Genomic DNA, 20,840 nt, shown 5'->3' on the forward strand with positions numbered 1-20,840 from the left:
TTCATATCCTTTATTTAATTTACTAAATTTAATCTATCCGAGTCAATTTTCTTTCTACCTACTTTAGCTTGAGGATTATTATTTAGCTCAACACAGTCACCTGTAAAGCCAATGTTTATTTTTAATAAAGTGCTTCCAATACCAAATATATCTACAGGTGTATTTTCGTCATTAAATTTTTTTACTTTATTATAGTCAAAGTTTCCTGATGCAATAATTTTGACATGTTGGAACCCTTCGGCATCAAAAGACTTTCGTAAAGCTTTTATAAGCTCTGGGTTTACACCACTATAATCACAGTTTTTTAGTAGCAGAGGATTATTTAAGAAATATTTGTCAGTTATATTTGGGGATGTATCGACTCTAACAGCAAATAGTTTATTGGTAAATTTTCTTGCTACAGCAAGCGAATCAGTAATAACATCATTATTATAGTCAACTAAAGCAATAAGTGGTTCTTCAGGAAATGTATCAATATATGCTTGGCAAGCATTTATAAGACTTCCACCAAAGCTTTGTATTAGTGCATGAGGCATAGTTCCTATACCTAGTTGACCAGTCCATGCGCCCATAGCATCTGTAGCAACTTTCGTGATTCCTCCAATATTCGCAGCATAGCCATCTCCAGGTTGAGTCAGATAAATATCTTCACGGTCTCCCATAAATATTATTTCTTGATCTTTTTTTAGTAGTTCTGTGTATCTATATGCATTTGTGGCTATACTTGTTCTTCTTGCTAAGATACCGTCAATTATTCCTTCAAGAAATCCAAAATTTTTATACTTTCCCTTTATTGTTAGTACTGGTTCAAATGCAGAGATTTCATCACCATCATTAAGAGCTTTTATCTCTAAGTCATCATAATTTAGAGCAAATTTTTTAATCAAAGCTAGTGATTCATCAATACCACAGAGTACAACTTTATCATGGCGTTGGAAAAACTGCATTAAAACAAGATCTTTAGAGTTTTCTAGTATTTTTTGGGTTTTTATAAAGTATTTTGCTGAGTAAAAACCTGTTGATATATGACTATCAAATTGAAATGTCTTATTTGTAAGTCTAGCTATTCTACCAGCTTTTTTAAGTGTAAATTCACAATCTGTCATTGGAATTATAATTAGATTTCATATTATAGAATTTATTATATCACTATTTGAATATAACCATTTATAAGATGTTGTTTTATTTAGAGAAAGCAGGGTTATCCATATGAGGTTTGTCATAGTTATCAACATTATATCCAGCACCTAGAGATTGATATAGATTTGAAACGCTAATTAATGATTTTAATTTAGCTTGATTAGCCTGCATTTGCTGATTAAGAACATTTAGATAAATTCCAAGATATTGAGCCTTGCTAATTGCACCTAACTGATATTTTCTTCTAAGGATTTGTTCTTGCTTTCTAGTTGATTCTAGTGACAACATTTGTTTGTTATAGTTTTTCGTATCAGCAGCTCTTTGTGATAAGTTATTATCAACGTCCTCAAATGCTTTTTGTAAAGTATTAATATAATCGTAATATGCCTGATAGAATTGAGATTTAGCTTTATCACTATCTGCTAAAATACTTAGGTTAAATATCGGTACAGCTGCAACAGCTTCAGCAGCCCATGCCCATGCATTGAAAGTAGCAAGCTGTCCAAGAGCTAAAGTAGCGTTACCAAATGTTCCAGTAAGATCAATACTTGGGAAGAATTGTGATCTTGCTAGACCAATATTAGCATTAGCAATTTTTAACTTATATTCTGCAATAGCTATATCAGGACGATTTTCTAAAACTTGTGAAGGTAAATTTACAGGATTCTTGATGTTAGCATTAATTTGATCAAGAGTTCTTGTTGTATTAATTTGCCCTGGATTTCTACCTGTTAAAATTTTAAGAGTGTTATTAAAATGAGTAATATCATTTTGTATTGTAGCAACTTTTCCTTTTTGAGCTTCTAACTGTTGTTTGATTAACTCAGGTACTAAAGGAGAACTTGCACCAAGTTGATGTTGACGCTCAGCATAGTAGTATAACTTTTGCATCTTATCAACAAGTTGCTTCTGTAGTATTAACTGTTCTTTTGCTGTTATTAAAGAGAAGTATGCTCCTGTAACTTGAGTGATAATTGTCAAACGAGTTGCATTTAAAACATCTCTTTGAGATTTTTCACTAAATCTAGCTATTTTACCCAATTGGAATTCTCTAACAATGTTTATTGTGTAACTTGGAATTACACCAGCAAGAGATCCCCCAAATAAAGATGAGCTTGGTGGATTTACATTTGGGACACTTACACTGGAATTAGTATCAAATGTTTGGGCAATAAAGCCTCCACCACCAACACTCGCTGTAGGTAACCAACCATAGTCAGCTTTATTAATCTCAGCTTGAGCTTGTAAAACATTACCAATGCTAACTTGAATCTTATTATTATCTTTTAATGCGGTTGTAACAAGGTTGTTTAATGTTGGATCATCATACTTGCGCCACCAGGCGATCTGTGTTAAGTCCCAGTTTTTACTTATTTCACCAGCAGCTTTACTTTGGCTATTCCAAAGAGCAGGGGCTTTTACTTTTGGCTTTTCATATTTTGGGTTGAAAAAGCTACAGCTAGAAGTTATTAGTATAGTAGCAACTAGGGCTGTACGAAATATATTTTTTTTAATCATATTTGTCTGCCTATAATGTATCTATTTTTACAGTTGCACTTGCACCAACTCTAAGTGGGAAGCTAGGATCATTTTTAATCGCAATTTTTACTGGGAAGCGTTGTGTAACTTTTACCCAGTTTCCTGTCGCATTCTCTGGAGGAAGTAGTGAAAATACTGATCCAGTTGCATAACTAATACTATCAACCTTACCTTGATAAGAATGATTATACATATCTAGCTCAACTTCAACCTCTTGTCCTGGCTTGATTCTATTTAGGTCTGTTTCTTTAAAGTTAGCATCAATCCACCATTTTTGATTATCAATAAAACCAAATAATGATTGCCCTGGTGAAACAAGCTGTCCCTTATATAACTTCATATTTGAAACATAGCCATCATCAGGAGCTCTAAGAGTAGTGTAGCCAAGATTTAAATTAGCATTATCATAATTAGCCTTAGCAGCACCAACTTGAGCTTTTGCTATTTCTACTTGTATTAATGCTTGTTTTAAAGATGATGCAGCTTGATCTTTTGCTTTTTCAGCTTGAATTTTTTGATCAATATATTTTTGAGCATCTTGTAATGATCCAGCATCTTCTTTATATAGCTTAACATATCTATTTGCCATCTTTTCAGCGGTATCTAAAGAAGCTTTTGCTTTAACTAAGTTAGATTTTGCAAAGCCAACTTGTTCTTGAGCTACAAATAGTTGGCCTTTCGCTTGGATAACTTTTGAGTTAGCTTGAGATACTTGTAGCTGATAATCATTTGGATCAATCTGGACTAGTTTATCTCCTTTATGTACAAATTGGTTATTTTGCACATATACTTTCTCAATATACCCGCCAACTTTAGGTGATATTCTAATAACATCAGCACTTACATAAGCATTATCTGTGCTTGGGAAAATTTTATTATACTTATAGTATCCATATATGCCTAGTGCTACTAAAACTATAACTATACAGCCGATAATTATTTTTTTAGGAGAAAACTTAGATTCTTTCTTTGTGTTTTCTACTTGGTTTTGTTGTAAATTTTCTTCTGACATTCTAATTAATCCTATAATAATTTTAATGCATTACTGGAACAGGAGCATCTTTAGGTGGTTCTTTTAATAAAAATGGTACAATAGCCAAAATTAGACTCATTATACCTACAACATAAAATGAATTAATGTAGCTTAATAAACTACTTTGATGTAAAATCTGCTGTTTTGCAATAGCAACAGTAGATGACTCAGGCATAGGTAAGGTATGAGCCCAAGATTGAAAATTTTGGTTAAGTGAAGATATATTTTGAGATAGTTCTTGGTATGTTGTTTGTTGATTTCTTGATATGAACGTTGCAACAAAAGCTGTACCAACAGAGCTTCCAAAGTTTCTAAAGAAGTTAAATGATCCAGACATATCACCCATATCTTCATCAGCAACCCCAACGACGAGTACACTCATAAAAGGAATAAAGAACATCATCATTCCAAAGCCTTGAATAGCAGTTGTTAAAATAATATCAAATTCACTTGCAGTAGCAGAGAAGTTAGCCTGCATTAAACAAGATATTCCAAATACGATCATTCCTAAACTAATTGTTTTTCTAACCCCTAGCTTTTTTACTAAAAACGCTTGAGTTAGACCAGCACCAATAACAGCTGCGATACCCCTAGGGGCTGTAATATAGCCAGCCAAATCAACAGGGTAGCCATATACTTGCTGTAGCATTGTCGGCAGGTATGCCATTGCAGCTGAGAATAAAAGTACAAACATAAAGCATAAAAAACAAGCTATGACAAAGTTCATATTTCTAAAGATTCTAAATTTAACAACAGATGAGTAAATCAATCCGCGCCATATGAAAAATCCTAGAGAAACTACTGATATAGCAAGTAAGATTATTATTTTAATAGAGTCAAACCAGCCATCTGTATTACCATTATCTATGAAAAACTCTAAGCAGCCTACACCAATAGCCATAAATCCAAAGCTGATATAGTCTATTTTGATCTTCTTTATTTTAGTTGTTTCCATCATAAAGGCAATTATGACAAATGCTATTAGGCAAAGGGGAACGTTTACATAAAATATCCACTCCCATGACATGTTTTCACAAATCGCACCACCTAAAACAGGTCCAACGATAGGTCCCATAACGATAACCATACTATATACAGTCATCATCTTATTATATTCTTCATTCTTAAAGCTAGTCGAAATATAGGTTTGGGCAACAGAAGGCAAAAATGCTCCACCTAAACCTTGAAAAGCTCTAAAGATAATCATCTCTGTCAAAGATGTTGATAATCCACACATTATCGATGAAACACCAAAGATAACTGAAGAGATTAAGGCAACACGCTTAATACCATATTTTTCAATTACAAGCCCTGAGAGTAAAATAAAAATCGCTGCGGTAACAATATATACTGTAGTAACATCAGCTATTGTTTCGACGTTTGCACCAATTGCCCCCATAATCTGAGGTATTGCAACTGCAACAATAGTTAAGTCAACAATCTCAGCTAGAGCAAGTAAGCTTATAGCTATTGCAACTATAGATCTTTTTTGGCTCCAGAATCCTGTTGTATTAGTTATATTTGTTTGCATAATTGAAAGTATTCTTAAAATTTTTATAAAAACACAACTCGCACTACTTACTAAATTTTAAGTAGAGAGAATAAAAATATTTTAGGTGTTTAAATTATTTTAGAATTATTGCACAATTTAAGCAAGGTATCATAACATTATAGGGACAAAAAATATTGAAAAGTGGCCAAAGTTATTCTGATGCAGAAATATTCTCTTTAGGGGACTGGTTAGATGGTCCATCAATTGTTGCAATAAAGGGAGGAAACTCCCCAGAAAGCGAGAATCAGATAAATACTAAAGAGACTGATTGGCACCATCATTTACGTGGAAAAATATTCTGTGTAGAAAGTGGTTTAGTTCATGTGAGTACGCCAAATGGATCATGGGTTTTACCGTCTAATAGAGCTGGCTGGGTGCCTCCAAATACTTCACATAAAATACGTATTAGTGGTATTGTTCGTGGTTGGGTAATTTTTATATTACCAAGTATTTGTGAGACTTTACCAGATACTTCTCGTGTTATCCCTATGAGTATGGTGCTTAGAGCATTAGCTTTAAGAGCTGTTGAGTGGGATAAGCAACAAACCTTGAATGAAGAACAAGAATATATTGCAACTATAATTTGTAACGAAATTAGGAGAGCTCCAGAAGAAGCTCTACATTTACCAATGCCAAAATCAAATAGGTTAATAAAAGTTGCAAATGCGATAATTGATAATCCATCTCTTAATAAGAGTTTAGAGCAATGGGCATCATTTGGAGCTATGTCACCACGAACTTTAAGAAGGGCTTTTTTAACAGAAACTGGACTTAGTTTCTCGCGTTGGCGTCAACAAGCTCAATTAGCTCATGGTCTAGATATGTTAGCACAAGATATACCTGTTACTGAGGTTTCAGACTCTTTAGGTTATGCATCATCTAGTAATTTTATTGCGATGTTTAGAAGAGCTTTTGGAAAGACACCTAAGCAGTATTTTTCAAATAAAGAAAATTAATTTATAGAAAATCGTTTTTAAGTTTTTTGATATCAATTTTTCCAGTATTATTTTTAGGTAAAGTGCTTACAAAGATACAAGTCTTTGGAACTTTATAACTTGCTAGTTTTTCTCTACAGTGAGCAATAATATCTTTTTCAGTTAATTTAGAATCTTTTTCTAGAGAAATAAATGCAATAGCTCTTTCTCCTGATGTTTTTGACTCTACACCTGTGACAGCAACTTCTTTGATATCTTCTAGTTTTAAAATACATATTTCTATTTCACGAGGATAGACATTAAATCCAGATACGATAATCATATTTTTAATTCTATCAGAGATAGTTAGACGTCCTTTTTTGTCAATATAGCCAATATCTCCAGTTTTCAACCAGCCATCTTCAGAAAAGTATAATTCATTGTTTTTTTCATCATTCCAGAATCCTTGACATCTTTGAGGACCTTTAAGCCAAATTTCTCCTTCTTTAAAACATTCGTCGATCTCTTGAGAAGTATTTATATCTCTAATGCTTAACTCAGTACCTGGAATAGGGTAGCCACATGTACCAAAGTAATCTTCTTCAGACTCATTAAATTTATTCAAAGATATTGCAGGAGACATTTCAGTCATTCCATAACCTTCTTTAAGTTCTACACCAGTTCTATCTAGCCATCGTAAATATATTTTACGTGATATAGGCATTCCGCCACTTAAAGAATACTGGTATCTAGTTTTATTTATTTTGTCAAAATCAGGATGCTCTAACATAGCCATATAAAGGGTGTTCAAACCATTAAAAATAGTAAATTCATTTTTTGACATTGTTTTAATTAGATCTTTAATATCTCGAGCATTTGGAATCAAGATATTTTTAGCACCAGCAAAAAAGAAACAAAATAAGTTAGCACTGAGTGAGAATATATGATAAAGAGGCAGAGCTGTAATAAGAACTTGCTCAAAAACATTCATATCATGATTAATCCATGCCCAAACTTGCTGAATATTTGAAGCAACATTATCATGAGTCAGAATTGCACCTTTAGGCTGACCTGTAGTACCACTAGAGTATTGTAAACATAAAATATTTTCTTTAGAAATATTTGGTTTTTTATATAGTCTTTTATCTGCTTTTAGAGCTTTTGTAAATTGGATAAATGTATTTTTATTATATTTAGGTTTATCTTTTATTAGATGCTTTGACACTAGTCCTATAACTTGTTTTTTAGGGAATGGATATAAGTCAGCGATATTTGTCACAAGAACATTCTCTAAAGAGCTAATTCTTATTCGAGCTTTTTGAATATGGTGAGCAAACATATCCATAACAATTGCTACTTTCACATTACAGTTGTTAAAAATAGCCTCTAGTTCATCAGCTTTGTAAAGAGGGTTAGTGTTAACAAATACAGCTCCTATCTTAATACACGCAAATATACTAACAGTAAACTGTAGACAGTTTGGTAAAACTATCGCAACTCTATCACCTTTTTCAACACCTAGATCATTTTGTAGAAAACTAGCTACTTTAGTCGCTAGATCATCAAGTTGTGTGAAAGATAGGTTAACATCGTGGCAAGATACAGCATCTCGATAAGGGTACTGAAGTATTGCCTTTTCATATAATTCTAAAAGTGTATATATATTCGGCTCTATATCTTTAGGTGTATTCTCAGGATAGTTAGACAACCAAGTCTTTTTAGAAAACTTACTCATGATAAAAAATAAAATTAGATATTAAAAGTTATTTTAGCAAAAAAATATCTTATTGAAATAATATTGGAATATATATTTGGATAAAGATTAAACTTCTCTTTTCTTAATTTCAGTTATTTAATATGTTTGTTTAATATAGAAGCAAGAGCAAACATTATAATAGTTATTATTAGTATACTAATAGTAATGTATCCAAATACGCTAGTATATAAAGCTAAACTTTGTTGTTTAGTTATGTTAGCCATATTCTTTGGTAATGCTATGAATGAGCCAATAAATGATGCTGTGTATGAAGCAATCATTGTTGCTAAAAACCAAAACCCCATAACAAAACCTGATATGAAACTAGGGCATAGTTCAGCAACCATTGCTAATCCAAGTCCAATTATTAATAACTCAGCTAATGATGTAAAAGCATAAGAAAGGATTAACCAATTCCCAGAAACAATATATGCTACTGCAAAATACTTTGAACAATATAATGTAAGATATGACATAAACATTAGAGCCATCCCAATACAAAAGCTAGTCACATAAGAAATTTTGACTCTTTTATACACAAATGCCAGAATAGGAGAGAATACTATAATCCAAAAGGGGACTAGGAATTGATATTGTGTAGCAGGAACATGCCAACCTAAAATATTTAAAGAAACATTATGCTGTGCAAAAAATGTTAAAGTCGTAGGCATTTGGAAATATAAAGAATAAAAAAATATAGCCTCAATTATTAATATAAAAGCAACCAGCATTTTATTTCTTTCAGAGGGCTTTAGTTGTAAAGCAATATATAAAAAATATATAGTTGCTATTGTTACAACAAATGAGGTTAAACTAATACATAGTGTTGTATTTGATAAAATGTTTGCGATCATAACAAAAGCAATTATTAAGCCAAGTAATGTATAAACTAAAGCTTTCTTACTTATTGAGTTTTTACCTGGTTCAGTATCGAGGTTTTGCATTTTTCTATAAAAAAATAAAAAACCAAATAAGCCGAGGAATAATCCAAAGCCACATATTATAAATGCTTCAGTATAGCCATAAACTTGCGAAATGATAGGTGTTAAAGCCATAGAGGTTAATCCTCCCATACTAATGGCTAAGTAATAAAGAGTCATAGCACTATTAAGTCGACCATCTCCCTTATCAAACATTTTTGACACTAAAGATGATGGATTTGCTTTAAAAAAGGCATTACCAACTATAATTCCAGAAAAAATGTAGTATATTGATTCTTTATCACAAAAAGTAAAGCTAAGATACGATAGTCCTAGTATAGTAGCACCAATAGCTATAGTTCTCTTAGCACCTAAGACTTTATCACCAATTAAACCACCAACCCATATAAATCCAAAAGTAAATGCAAAAAATGAACCCATAAGATAGATAGTTTGTTTTTCGCTAAAACCTAGATTCTGAGTAAAATATAAAGCAATAATTGCTTGAAACCCATAAAAGCCAAATCTTTCCCAAAACTCTATACCCCAAACAACCCAGAAAGGAGCAGATAAGGTTCTATAACTTTTTTGCATAAAAAACTTTCTTAACATTTAAAAAAATAATTTAATCACTAGGATTATTTATTTGCAAGGTTAATTATTTGAGAAAGTTGATTATAGAAATTATATTTATAGGAGCTGTTTCTGCTTTGAGTATTCTTTTTCCAAGGTTTATCATGAAAAAATTATTTTTTCTAAAATGATTCATTTCAGTTTCGCTAAATCCACCTTCTGGTCCAATAAAGATATTAAAATCATTCGAGTTTTTTACGTAAGATTCAAAATTTTCTATAGTTTTAGAATATGGGCAGAGTGTGAGATTCAAGACATCTGTATTTATACTTATATCAGGTAGGTTTATAGGAGTATGTATTTTTGGAATAAAAACACGGGCACACTGTTCTGTTGCAGATATGGCTATCTTATTCCATCTTTCTAATTTTTTATCAAAGCCTTTTTTATCAAACTTGTGATTTGTATATTCTGTGATAATAGGATATATGTTATTTACTCCTAGCTCAGTAGCTTTTTGAATAACAAGTTCAAAATTCTCATTCTTAATAAGTGATTGGTATAAGTTTATATTGTAACTATTTTCATTTTTTATTTCTTTTGAAGAAATTACCTCAAGTTCGATATTTTTATTATTTATATCAAATATTCTTGCTTGGTATTGGACACTATCTAAGTTATTAAATAATTCAACTATATCGTTTTTTTTAAGTCTAAGAACATTTTTGAAATAGTTATAATATTCTCCAGATATTGAAAGATTTTTTGTATTCTGTGAAATTTCAGCAAAAAAACCTCTAATAGTTCTCATAAAATTAAAATTTGTTAAAATATTTATCCTTTATTATAAATTTTAAACTAATCAAAAAGTAGGAAAATATGAAAATATTTAATAAAAGCTTTATAACTAACTTGATTGCTTTACTTTTAGCATTACTTGGATGGTTTTTAGCAGATAAGCATATTCAAAATATTGGTTTTTATGCTTTATCTGGGGCACTGACTAATTGGCTTGCTATATACATGCTATTTGAAAAGATTCCCTTCTTATATGGTTCTGGGATTATCCCAAATAAATTTGAAAGTTTTAAAAGGACTATAAAGGATATGATTATGGAGCAGTTTTTCTCTCCAGAAAATTTAAATAAATTTTTAGCTAGTGATGAAATTAAAAAATATATAGGAAATATAGTAACTTCAAAAATAGATTTAAATAAAGTTTTTGATAGTTTTGTTGATATGTTAATGACTAGTAAATATGGTTCTATGATAGATATGTTTCTAGGAGGTAGAGATGCTTTAGAAGGTTTAAGAGAACCTTTCATAAAAAAACTAGATACAAAGATTCTAGAGCTAGTTGATGGGTTAAAAATAGATAGTAATACTATTTCAGAAAAAGCTAGTGAAAAAATAGAAAAATTAATAGATATGCGTTTAGAAGAGCTAACTCCACAAATGATAAAGGAAATAGTTCAAAAAATTATTCGTGAACATTTAGGTTGGCTTGTTGTTTGGGGAGGAGTATTTGGAGGATTAATAGGTTTAGTAGCTAGCTTTATTGTTTAGTCGTTATATTAAACAAACTAGGAGGGTCTGATTTTAGAGTTTTTGTATTATGATTTTTTTGTTTTTTAAGGTTTTCAATTAACCAAGGTCTTAGTTCAGCTAGAATATTTGCTAGAGCTATATTTGTTAGTTCTGCATATCTATGAGCACTAACATCATTACTAGTAATTTTGTGGTTATATTTTATTGTTTTGATAACAGCTTTACCCGTTTTCTCATTTTTTAGATAAAAAGTTATATAAAAGAAAAATTGATTATGATCTAAATCTAAAACAGGTCCATAAGGGGTTGTACCAGATAGTGTAAAATCTTGGCGGATATTAATATTTTGGAAAGCTAAATTATTAACAATATTATTATCTAAAATATATTCAAAGGTAGCTACTGTAAGCATTTTTGAAACTGGTATAGCCCATGAACTATTTTTGAAATTATGTAACTGGTCATCTTTAACATAAAACATTTGGGTTGATTTTGATACTTGAGTCTGTATGTTATAAACAAGTAATGTAGTATCGATATCAGCATTCTTTGTATTAGGAAGAGACTCTTTCTCAATTTGTTTACCATATATAATAAATTCTTTTTCATTAGGTACTTTTACAGGATCTCCAAGTAAAGAAAATGCAAATATTTTTAATGGTAAGGTTATTATTAGAAAGATTAGTAAAAAAGTTCTAATATTTTTATTAATTATCATGCTCTACTCCTCTAACAATTATTGAAGGATCATATTGAAGAATTCTCATAACGTCATTTAGGCGCGTAATAGTTTCTTGGCTTTCAGTCATTGTATCATTAAGGTTCATAAGAGTTTTATTAAAGTAAATAGATGAGTTACTAAGGTTATAAAGAAGTATATTTATGCTATCAGTAAACTCATTAAATTTATTTATATTTTGTGGAGACATCATTCTATTGAATTTGGCAGATATTTGCTCTAGTGAGTCAGCTATTGCTCCGACTTTTTTCATAATATTTGTAAGTTGAGAAGGTTTTGATTTTATAATAGTTATTTTATTTTTATGTTTATCTATTAAATCAAGTCCCATATCATTTTTATTAATGTCTAAGGAAAGCTCAACAATTGACTGGCCTGTTATCCCCACTGTTTGTAGAGTTGCAACTGTTTGCTTATAAATAGGAATACTGCTATCTATCTTCATATATACGCTAACTAATTTAGGATTATTTTTGTTGATAGCTATATCACTAACTTTACCAATGTTGAAACCCTTGTATGAGACATTTGAACCGACATTTAGCCCAGAAATACTAGAGAAGTTTGTCATATAAGTAGTTGTAGATTGATTTTTAAAGCCTCCAGATAGAAAGAAGCCTATAAAGATCATTACAAATACCATGAAAATCACAAATAGTCCTGCGATTAGGTTCTTTATACTATTTTCATTCATTATATAAGCTCCTAATATTTTCCTTCATTATGTGGGTCAAAAAAGTTTCTTATACTTTCATATTGGGTTTGTTGAGAAACAAACTTAACCGTATCGTGTAACATTATTCTTTTTTCATCCATATATATTATATCATCAACAATTCGCCAAATAGTGTTTAGATCATGGGTGATCATAACAACAGATATTCCAAGTTCTTCCTTTAAATATAAAATAAGCTCATCCATCGCCTTAATTGAATAGGGATCTAGCCCTGCATGAGGTTCATCCAAGAAAACAACTTTAGGATCTAGAGCAATAGTTCTAGCTAGAGCGACTCTTTTTAACATTCCTCCGCTTATTTCAGAAGGGTATTTATTAAAAGCTTCTTCTTTAAGGCCAACCATTCTTAACTTTATAACCGCAATATCCGTCAGCACATCAGGAGGAAGCTTGGTGTGTTGTTTTAAAGGGAATATTACATTTTGTAAGTTAGTTAGTGATGAAAATAGAGCACAATGTTGAAACATCATACTCATATTACTAGAGATTTGTTTGCGCTTAATTGGATTGTCTACTAGTTTTGAGATCTCTTGACCAAGTAAGAAAATCTTACCAGAGTAAATAGGTTGTAGCATTAGGATCTCTCTCATTAGGGTAGTTTTACCACATCCACTAGCACCAATAATGCAACTTATCTTTTCTGGGGGGATATCTAAGTTTAGATCTTTATGAATCCACTCCTTGCCAAACTTTGTACACAGGTTTCTTACTTGAATAATGCTTTCATTCATTATAATACTCCCTTGTTTATGATCCATTTAGCGCTACTGCAAAAATAGCATCAACGACAATTATTAAAAAAATTGAATAAACCACACTTGTAGTAGTAGCTTTACCAACACTTTGTGAATCTCTTTTTACTGATAAGCCTTGATGACAGCCAATCCCAGCTATTACCAAAGCAAAGAAAGGTGTTTTAAGTAGTCCTATATAGAAGTGATTAACACCAACATGAGTAAATAATCGATCAATAAATTGTAGAGGCGTTATCCCCGCTATGGTATCCATAATTATAATACCACCAACTATGTTAGCAACCATTGCTATAGTTGTCAGTACAGGTAGGCTTATAACTAATGCTGTAATTCTTGGTAAAACTAAGCGTTGTATAGGATCTTCACCAATTGTCTGAAGAGCATCTATCTCTTCATTGACTTTCATAATCCCTATTTCTGATGTAAAGGAAGAACCACTTCTTCCGGCGATAATAATAGCTGTAAATAATGGAGCAAACTCTCTAAAAGATGAAACTCCTAGCATATCGACAACAAATATTTGTGTTCCATACTGTTGCATTAATCCTAAAGGTAAATAGGTTAAAACTAATCCTACGATTAATGATAAAAGTATAACTATACTTAATGCTTTAATTGTTGAGTCATAAGTAATATTCAATACGATAGAAAAAAAAGATTTGTATGGTTTACGGATAAGATTTAAATACGCAATAAATATAGCGCCAAGAAATCCAATACTAGCTTTTATTTCAGATAAAAGATTATTAGTGTTTTTTCCTAAGGTATAAATACTGTTAAATACAACATTATTAGATTTTCCAATAAGTTCTTCATCGGCCTTAGATGGAAAGTTCTTATTAACAATATTAATTAAGTTTTTATTTCTTTGATCGTTAGTTATTATTTGATCTTTTGTTAGATTCAGTCTATTTGCTATTTTGAGTATAAAATAAGCACCTGCAGTATCTAGAGCTTCAATTTTTGAGATGTCTAAAAGCTTTATTTCACTTGTTATCTTACTTATGTTTTTTTCGATTATCTTCGGCTTAACTTGTTTAAGTGTTAGCAAGCCTTCAAAATAAATTATGTCCTTATCTATTTTAAAATCCATCTGCTCTATACAAGAGTTTAAGCCTTCATAAGTTAAATATACTAAAAAAGGTAATTAATACCAATAGTTAGAGCACTGTTTAACAGTAATTAATAGAGTCATACTGTGTTAAATTATTGACTGTAATAATATTAATAAGGCGTTGCTTATATTCTTGAGATCCTATTTCTGAGTAATTCTCTAGAGTATCAAATAATGCTGTAGTAGGTAATTCATTACGTTCCACCTTAGCTCTTATAACTCGAAAATCTTTGAAGTTTGAACCAGTATTAAGCCTATGATAATAACCTAAGATACTGTCACTTGCATTATCAAAAACCTCTAAGTAAACATCCGCTTCAAGAGCTTTTACTCCACAGTTTTTGTAGTAGCAGTGTAATCCAAAGTAGTTGTTGTAGTTTTCAGCAAACCTAGATGTTCCCCAACCACTCTCTAATATAGCTTGAGCAAGAATAAAACTAGTAGGGACGGTGTTTGCTTTTAACTCTAGAAGTTTAAGTTGAGTAGGTATATTAGTATCTGTTTTTATTTTGTAATACTTTAAATATTCATTTAGTATATGTAGATTTTTTTTATTGAGTGTTTGCTTTTTGATAAAAGCTTTTTTTAGTGATGATATTTGTTTTTTCTCTAGGCATATTTCTTTGTTAGCAATGTTTATTGCTGATAGCATATAATTTATAAAACTAGCTTTTCTTTCTGAAAAATCTTTAATCTCTGAAAAGTCAGGCTTTTGTAGTATTTGATGATGACTCGATGCTATGAAGAAGTTTTCGGTAGGATATTTAATTTCTCCTTCAAAAGATAATATTAGAGCAAGTAATACTAAGCATAAAGAAACACTAAAATATTTAATAAATTCTTTTCTATTCATCATATTCATAGTCTTCTTCCTCAAAATATTCTATAGTTTCCCTAAGTTGAGACTTTAAACTTAGCATATCTTCAGGTAGTTTGCTTTTGAATTTAACAACTTTCTCTGTAATAGGGTGAATGAATGATAATTTATAAGCGTGTAAGGCTTGCCTATCTAAGTCTTCTATACCAAGTTTTTTTAATTTCACTGACGATTTGTTATATGTTTGGTCTCCGACTAATGGATGTTTGATACTTTTCATATGAACTCTTATTTGGTGAGTTCTGCCTGTTTCAAGCTTACATTCAACTAAAGTAAATCCATCGTAAACTTCAATAGGAGTGTATTTTGTAATAGCTTCTTTTCCCTTATAGTTAATAGCCATCTTAGTACGGTTGTTTGGATCTCGACCTATCGGCTCATTAATAGTACCTTCATAGTATATCTCTCCTTCAACAATAGCTAGATATCTACGAGACACCTCTCTGTTTGAAAGTTGCTTAACTAAACTATGATATGCGATAGTACTTTTAGCTGCTACCATTAATCCTGAAGTATCTTTATCTAAGCGATGTACTATACCAGCACGAGGTAGTTTGTCTTGGTTTTCATAGCGATATAGTAGAGCGTTTGATATTGTACCGGTCATATTTCCAGCACCAGGGTGTACGACCATATCTACTGGTTTATTTATTACAATAATATCATCATCCTCGTAGACTATATCTAGCTCAATATCTTCAGGAAACCATTCATTAGTTGGCAGAAACTCAATATTTATATCTACTTGCTCATCTCCTAGTACTATATGTTTAGGCTTAGTAGCTTGTCCATTAATTGTTATAGCACCTTCTTTTATCCATTTTTGTATTTGAGAACGAGAAAACTGATCAAATAGGTCGTTTACAGCTACATCTATGCGCTTACCAGCATCTTCAGGTTGTAGAATAATATTTTGATGAAATTTGTTAGATAGTGTATCATTTGGCATGTTATGTGTTTTGTATGTTTTTTATAAAAAATAATTCTATTATAGGATTATATAAGAAAATTCTAAGGATAGTTAATTTAATGACTAGGTTTTTATATTTAATAACTCTTATTCTGGTTGTTTTGACATTAAGCTCATGTGGGCCTACAAAAGATCCTGAACTACCTCAGGTATATACTGGATATACAGCAAGTTTTATTTATGCAAAAGCTCATCAACAAATGCAGAATGAGAAGTATTTTGATGCTATTCGCTCATATAAATCTCTTGTTGCGCAGTATCCATTTACTCCTTTAGCAGAAAAGGGAATGGTTGATTTAGTATATGTATATTATATGGATGATGAATCTACTATGGCTTTAGCTTTAGGCAAGCAATTTATAAAAATGTATCCATACAGTAAATATAAAGGCTATGTTTATTATATGATTGGTGTTGTAGGTTTTGAAGATGGTAGAGGTATGCTACAGACATATGCACCTTATGATATGAATTATCATGATCCTACAGGTTATGAAGACGCCTATACTAATTTCCAAAAAGCTATATTGTTAGATCCTACAGGTAGTTTTGTTCCTGATGCTAAACGTAGAATGGTATTTATAAATAATACTGTTGCTCAACATTATGATGACATTGCCCATTTTTATTTTAAAAGAGGTGCTTATAATGCTGCGATTAATAGAGCTTCGCAAGTTATACAAAACTATCCTCAAAGTACAGTAGTGCAAGATGCTTTAGTATTAACTATCAGATCTTATAATAAGCTTAAATTATATGATCAAGCGAAGGATAATATTAGAGTTCTTAAGAAAAACTATCCTAAAAACCAGTTCTTGAAGAATCTTAGACCTGATGGAACAGAAGAGCCTACCTGGTATGAACGCTGGTTTGGGTGGTTATAGTTTTAATCTTTTGTAAGCTATAGTTCTTAAAGTATTAATTTTATATTTTTAGTTATTTTTTTGAGATAACATAAGTTCTTATTTATCTGAGATTTATAATCAAAATGGCTATTTTTTGATAAAAAAATAATTTATATTGTTTTATATAGTTGATTTTATAGCCTTGTAGCATTATGAATAAGAAACTATTAACCTCTTCCTTGTTGTTATCTTCTTTAACTTTTGTCTATGCAGATACAGTGACAACTAAAGTTAAATCAACCACTATTTGTCGTTGTTTGCCATCACAATCATGTTGGCCTAATGAACAACAGTGGAGTGCATTTGCAAATTCGTTGAAAGGAAAGTTGATTCAACCTTCAACATCATTAGGTAAATGTAAATTAGATACAAGTAGTAAAGCTTGTAAGTCATCTATAGCAAAAGTTAAAAATCCCTTTTATTTGCAGTCAGATCCTGGTAGGAATGAATCACAAGGTTGGTATGGAGCTTGGGATAATAAGGCAAGTACATATGCTGTTGAAGCAGCTAATACAAATGATGTTGTTAAAGCTGTAGATTTTGCTAGGGAACATAATCTACGTTTAGTCATTAAAGGTGCAGGACATGATTATTTAGGACGTTCAAATGCTCCAGATTCTTTATTAATATGGACTCATAATATGAGAGATATTACTTACAATAAGCATTTTCACCCTCAAAACTGTCCTAAATCTAAAGAATACTCTGCTGTAACGGTTGGTGCAGGTACAAGATGGCTTGAAGCATATAATGTAGTTACAAATGAGCATAATGAATACGTTCAAGGTGGCGGTTGTACAACAGTAGGCGCTGCTGGAGGTTTTCCTCAAGGAGGTGGCTTTGGAAGTTGGTCAAAAGAGTTTGGTACTGGTGCTGGAGGAATAGTTCAAGCTGAAGTCGTTACAGCTAATGGTAAAGTGGTTGTTGCTAATGAGTGTCAAAATCAAGACTTATTTTGGGCCATTAAAGGAGGAGGTGGTGGAACCTTCGGAGTAGTTACTAAACTAACTCTAAGAACGCATAAGCTTCCTGAACACTTTGGTTTAATGAGTGGTGAAATAGTTGCAGATAATGATAAAGCATATAAATCATTAATTAAAAAATTCCTTTCATTCTATTACTCAGATTTAAACAACAAGCATTGGGGAGAACAGTTTGCTTTCCGTCCTGATGATAAGCTAACTATTGCTATGGTTACTCAAAACTTGACTCAAAAGAAAGCCCTAGATGTATGGGAATCTTTTAAGGCTTGGGTTAATGCTCAACCAAACTTGCATTATAAAATCAAATATATAGATATACCACCAAAAGAAATTTGGAATTATGATTTTTGGCATAAAAATTATCCGAATATGGTAGTCAAAAATACCGGACCAGATGCTCGAGATGGTGAATTCTGGTGGGCATCAAATACAGGAGAGGTTTTTGCTTATTGGTATACTTATCAATCATGGTATTTGCCTGAATCTTTATTTGACTCTAAAAACCTTGCAAAAACTGCAGATACCTTTTATAAAGTATCTCGTCTAGCACCAGTATCAATACAAATAAACAAAGGTTTAGCAGGAGCATCTAAGCAAGCTATAGAGCTTACTAAACAAACCTCTATGCATCCAGGTGTCTTTGATGCTGGAGCTTTAGCTATTATGAGTTATAGTAGTGATAAGCCACAAATAGGTAAGTCTAAAATGACACCTGAAATTAAGAAAAAAGTCGATGATATCTATAAAGCCATGTCAATGATTCAAAATTTAGCCCCAGACGCTGGTACATATGCTAATGAAGCAGATTACTTCCAAAAGAATTGGCAAAAAATATTTTGGGGAAATAACTATCCACGCTTGCTTGATATCAAAAATAAGTATGACCCGCATGGATTATTCTATTGTCATCACTGTGTTGGTAGTGAATATTGGCAAGATGGAGGTATGTGTAAAAAATAGAAGGCTAAGAATAGTAATTCTTTATATCAATAGATGCTTAACTGTTTATATCTTTTTTGTTCATAAACTGATTTAAGTGCTGAGCCATGTATTTATCAGCTTCTTGAGTAATATGATTGTTGACTTTATCAGATTCTATATCTTTAGCAGTTACTCCAGTAATACCAAGGTCTTTATTAAGACTATTTATCATATTTTTATAATGTTGTTGGCATCTTTCTGGTTTCCCTGTACTTTGATTCTTTGTAAAGTTTGCATCTTTTGCACAGTTATGAACCACTAAATTTTTTCTATAAAGCTTCTCATATTTAAATGCGTCTTTACCCTTAAGTGCTAATAAGGCATTTTCTCCACTATCAGCATATGCAACTAGAGCAAAGACTGATAGAGATAAAACAATAAATGTCTTTTTCATATTTTTTCCTCTTAGAATGATGTGTATATTTTAGTATTTAGCCATTTAGAAATATAGCAAGAATTATTTATATACAGGGAATTTATCACAAAGCTCTAAAACTTTTTTAGCTGTGTCTTTCTCTACTTTTTCATCACCGCAGTTAAAAACTACATCTGCAAGTAAATTAGCTATTAGTTCACATTCTTTTTCTTTAAATCCTCTAGTTGTAATAGCAGGACTTCCAATCCTTAAGCCACTAGTCACAAAAGGAGAACGAGGATCATTTGGTATAGAGTTTTTATTAACAGTTATGTTTGCTCTACCTAATGCAGCTTCAGCATCTTTACCAGAAAACCCTGTATTTGTAATATCAAGAAGTAGTAGATGATTATTTGTACCACCTGAGATGATGTTAATGTCACGTTCTTTTAGAACCTTCTCAAGAGCTTTTGCATTTTTTAATACTTGTTTTTGATACTCAACAAAACTAGGCTCTAAGGCTTCTTTGAATGCTACTGCTTTTGCTGCAATCACATGCATTAAAGGACCACCTTGAATTCCTGGGAAAATAGCAGATTGAAATTTCTTTGCTAAATCAGGATTGTTGTTACAAAGTATTAATCCACCTCTTGGGCCTCTTAATGTTTTGTGCGTAGTAGTTGTAGCAACATCTACATGTGGGAATGGGTTAGGGTATAGCCCTGTAGCAACTAGTCCAGCAACATGAGCAATATCAGCCATTAATACAGCATCAATAGAATCTGCGATTTCTCTAAACTTTTTCCAGTTAATTATTCCTGAAAACGCAGAAAACCCAGCAATAATCATTTTTGGTTTATGTTCTTTAGCTAGTTCAGCTACCTGTTTGTAGTTTATATCCCCATTTTCATCTAAGCCATATTGGATAGAATGATAAATTTTACCTGAGAAATTAACTTTACTGCCATGAGTTAGGTGTCCACCAGCACCTAAATCCATACCAAGTACTGTATCACCTGGTTTAAGAACAGCATTATATACAGCAGCATTTGCTTGAGAGCCAGAGTGAGGTTGTACATTTGCATAATCAACACCGAAAAGTTTTTGTGCTCTTTCAATAGCTAATCTTTCAGCTATATCGACAAACTCACAGCCACCATAGTATCTTTTGCCATGATAACCTTCTGCATACTTGTTTGTAAGTTGAGAGCCTTGCGCCTCCATAACAGCAGGGCTTGCATAGTTTTCTGAGGCAATAAGTTCGACATGTTCATGTTGTCTTTTAACCTCAAGTTCTATAGCGTCAAAGATTTCTTTGTCTGTATTTCTTAAGCTATTTTTTTCAAAGCTAAACATATTTGGAGATCTCCTGATATTTTTTAGGTGGATAAAATAAATTAAACGTTTAAAATTATAACTTATATTATATGTATATAGAAACAATTTAAAA

19 protein-coding genes are annotated in these 20,840 nt (G+C 31.5%); 4 read left to right on the forward strand and 15 right to left on the reverse strand.

The window, feature by feature from the left end; all coding sequences use genetic code 11:
* Positions 1-14 precede the first annotated feature (14 nt).
* The 4 genes from FIP56_RS03785 to FIP56_RS03800 all read right to left on the reverse strand — a co-directional run bounded on the left by FIP56_RS03785 (position 15) and on the right by FIP56_RS03800 (position 5,243).
* Complete coding sequence (locus tag FIP56_RS03785) at positions 15-1,106, reverse strand: nicotinate phosphoribosyltransferase (RefSeq protein ID WP_192577629.1); 1,092 nt, start codon at positions 1,104-1,106, stop codon at positions 15-17.
* Positions 1,107-1,182: 76 nt separating this feature from the next.
* On the reverse strand, positions 1,183-2,658 hold the full coding sequence (locus FIP56_RS03790; protein WP_192577630.1) for a TolC family protein: 1,476 nt from the start codon (positions 2,656-2,658) through the stop codon (positions 1,183-1,185).
* Between the two features lie 10 nt (positions 2,659-2,668).
* Complete coding sequence (locus FIP56_RS03795; RefSeq protein ID WP_192577631.1) at positions 2,669-3,691, reverse strand: HlyD family secretion protein; 1,023 nt, start codon at positions 3,689-3,691, stop codon at positions 2,669-2,671.
* Between the two features lie 22 nt (positions 3,692-3,713).
* Positions 3,714-5,243 (reverse strand): MDR family MFS transporter, encoded by a 1,530-nt coding sequence (locus FIP56_RS03800; RefSeq protein WP_192577632.1) that lies wholly within the window; start codon positions 5,241-5,243, stop codon positions 3,714-3,716.
* 152 nt (positions 5,244-5,395) lie between these two features.
* On the opposite strand from FIP56_RS03800, the gene FIP56_RS03805 reads away from it, so the two are divergent.
* Positions 5,396-6,220, forward strand: coding sequence for a helix-turn-helix transcriptional regulator (locus FIP56_RS03805; protein ID WP_209451870.1), 825 nt, complete (start codon positions 5,396-5,398; stop codon positions 6,218-6,220).
* A 1-nt stretch (position 6,221) separates the two neighbouring features.
* On the opposite strand, the gene FIP56_RS03810 is transcribed toward FIP56_RS03805, so the two are convergent.
* From FIP56_RS03810 to FIP56_RS03820, 3 genes are all read right to left on the reverse strand, one after another.
* Positions 6,222-7,913, reverse strand: a complete 1,692-nt coding sequence (locus FIP56_RS03810) for a long-chain fatty acid--CoA ligase (RefSeq protein WP_192577634.1) — start codon at positions 7,911-7,913, stop codon at positions 6,222-6,224.
* Between the two features lie 113 nt (positions 7,914-8,026).
* Positions 8,027-9,448 (reverse strand): oligopeptide:H+ symporter, encoded by a 1,422-nt coding sequence (locus tag FIP56_RS03815; RefSeq protein WP_192577635.1) that lies wholly within the window; start codon positions 9,446-9,448, stop codon positions 8,027-8,029.
* Positions 9,449-9,512: 64 nt separating this feature from the next.
* A complete protein-coding gene (locus FIP56_RS03820) occupies positions 9,513-10,238 on the reverse strand; it encodes a 16S rRNA (uracil(1498)-N(3))-methyltransferase (RefSeq protein ID WP_192577636.1) in 726 nt (241 codons plus the stop codon).
* 68 nt (positions 10,239-10,306) lie between these two features.
* On the opposite strand from FIP56_RS03820, the gene FIP56_RS03825 reads away from it, so the two are divergent.
* Positions 10,307-10,993, forward strand: coding sequence for a DUF445 family protein (locus FIP56_RS03825; RefSeq protein WP_192577637.1), 687 nt, complete (start codon positions 10,307-10,309; stop codon positions 10,991-10,993).
* On the opposite strand, the gene FIP56_RS03830 is transcribed toward FIP56_RS03825, so the two are convergent.
* The 6 genes from FIP56_RS03830 to rluD all read right to left on the reverse strand — a co-directional run bounded on the left by FIP56_RS03830 (position 10,983) and on the right by rluD (position 16,145).
* Positions 10,983-11,675 (reverse strand): hypothetical protein, encoded by a 693-nt coding sequence (locus tag FIP56_RS03830; RefSeq protein ID WP_192578845.1) that lies wholly within the window; start codon positions 11,673-11,675, stop codon positions 10,983-10,985. The two genes, FIP56_RS03825 and FIP56_RS03830, sit on opposite strands and share 11 nt — an antisense overlap.
* Positions 11,676-11,682: 7 nt before the next feature.
* Positions 11,683-12,408 (reverse strand): MlaD family protein, encoded by a 726-nt coding sequence (locus tag FIP56_RS03835; RefSeq protein WP_192577638.1) that lies wholly within the window; start codon positions 12,406-12,408, stop codon positions 11,683-11,685.
* An 11-nt stretch (positions 12,409-12,419) separates the two neighbouring features.
* Entirely contained in the window at positions 12,420-13,181 is a 762-nt protein-coding gene (locus tag FIP56_RS03840) for an ATP-binding cassette domain-containing protein (RefSeq protein WP_192577639.1), read from the reverse strand.
* A 16-nt stretch (positions 13,182-13,197) separates the two neighbouring features.
* Positions 13,198-14,298, reverse strand: a complete 1,101-nt coding sequence (locus FIP56_RS03845) for an ABC transporter permease (protein WP_192577640.1) — start codon at positions 14,296-14,298, stop codon at positions 13,198-13,200.
* 79 nt (positions 14,299-14,377) lie between these two features.
* A complete protein-coding gene (locus tag FIP56_RS03850; RefSeq protein ID WP_192578846.1) occupies positions 14,378-15,175 on the reverse strand; it encodes a glucosaminidase domain-containing protein in 798 nt (265 codons plus the stop codon).
* A complete protein-coding gene (rluD, locus tag FIP56_RS03855; protein WP_192577641.1) occupies positions 15,165-16,145 on the reverse strand; it encodes a 23S rRNA pseudouridine(1911/1915/1917) synthase RluD in 981 nt (326 codons plus the stop codon). The genes FIP56_RS03850 and rluD overlap by 11 nt, the downstream gene beginning before the upstream one ends.
* Before the next feature lie 80 nt (positions 16,146-16,225).
* Between rluD and FIP56_RS03860 the strand changes: the two genes are divergently transcribed.
* Positions 16,226-17,050, forward strand: a complete 825-nt coding sequence (locus tag FIP56_RS03860) for an outer membrane protein assembly factor BamD (RefSeq protein WP_192577642.1) — start codon at positions 16,226-16,228, stop codon at positions 17,048-17,050.
* A gap of 173 nt (positions 17,051-17,223) precedes the next feature.
* Complete coding sequence (locus FIP56_RS03865) at positions 17,224-19,014, forward strand: FAD-binding protein (protein WP_192577643.1); 1,791 nt, start codon at positions 17,224-17,226, stop codon at positions 19,012-19,014.
* 37 nt (positions 19,015-19,051) lie between these two features.
* Here the strand turns inward: FIP56_RS03865 and FIP56_RS03870 are convergent, their stop codons facing one another.
* Positions 19,052-19,429 carry a hypothetical protein gene (locus tag FIP56_RS03870; protein ID WP_192577644.1) on the reverse strand — a complete coding sequence of 126 codons (378 nt, stop codon included), beginning with the start codon at positions 19,427-19,429 and terminating at the stop codon, positions 19,052-19,054.
* A gap of 63 nt (positions 19,430-19,492) precedes the next feature.
* Positions 19,493-20,746 (reverse strand): serine hydroxymethyltransferase, encoded by a 1,254-nt coding sequence (gene glyA, locus FIP56_RS03875; RefSeq protein ID WP_192577645.1) that lies wholly within the window; start codon positions 20,744-20,746, stop codon positions 19,493-19,495.
* Positions 20,747-20,840: the final 94 nt, after the last annotated feature.

Origin of the sequence: Francisella sp. LA112445 (genome assembly GCF_012224145.1) — a bacterium.
GTDB lineage: Bacteria > Pseudomonadota > Gammaproteobacteria > Francisellales > Francisellaceae > Francisella.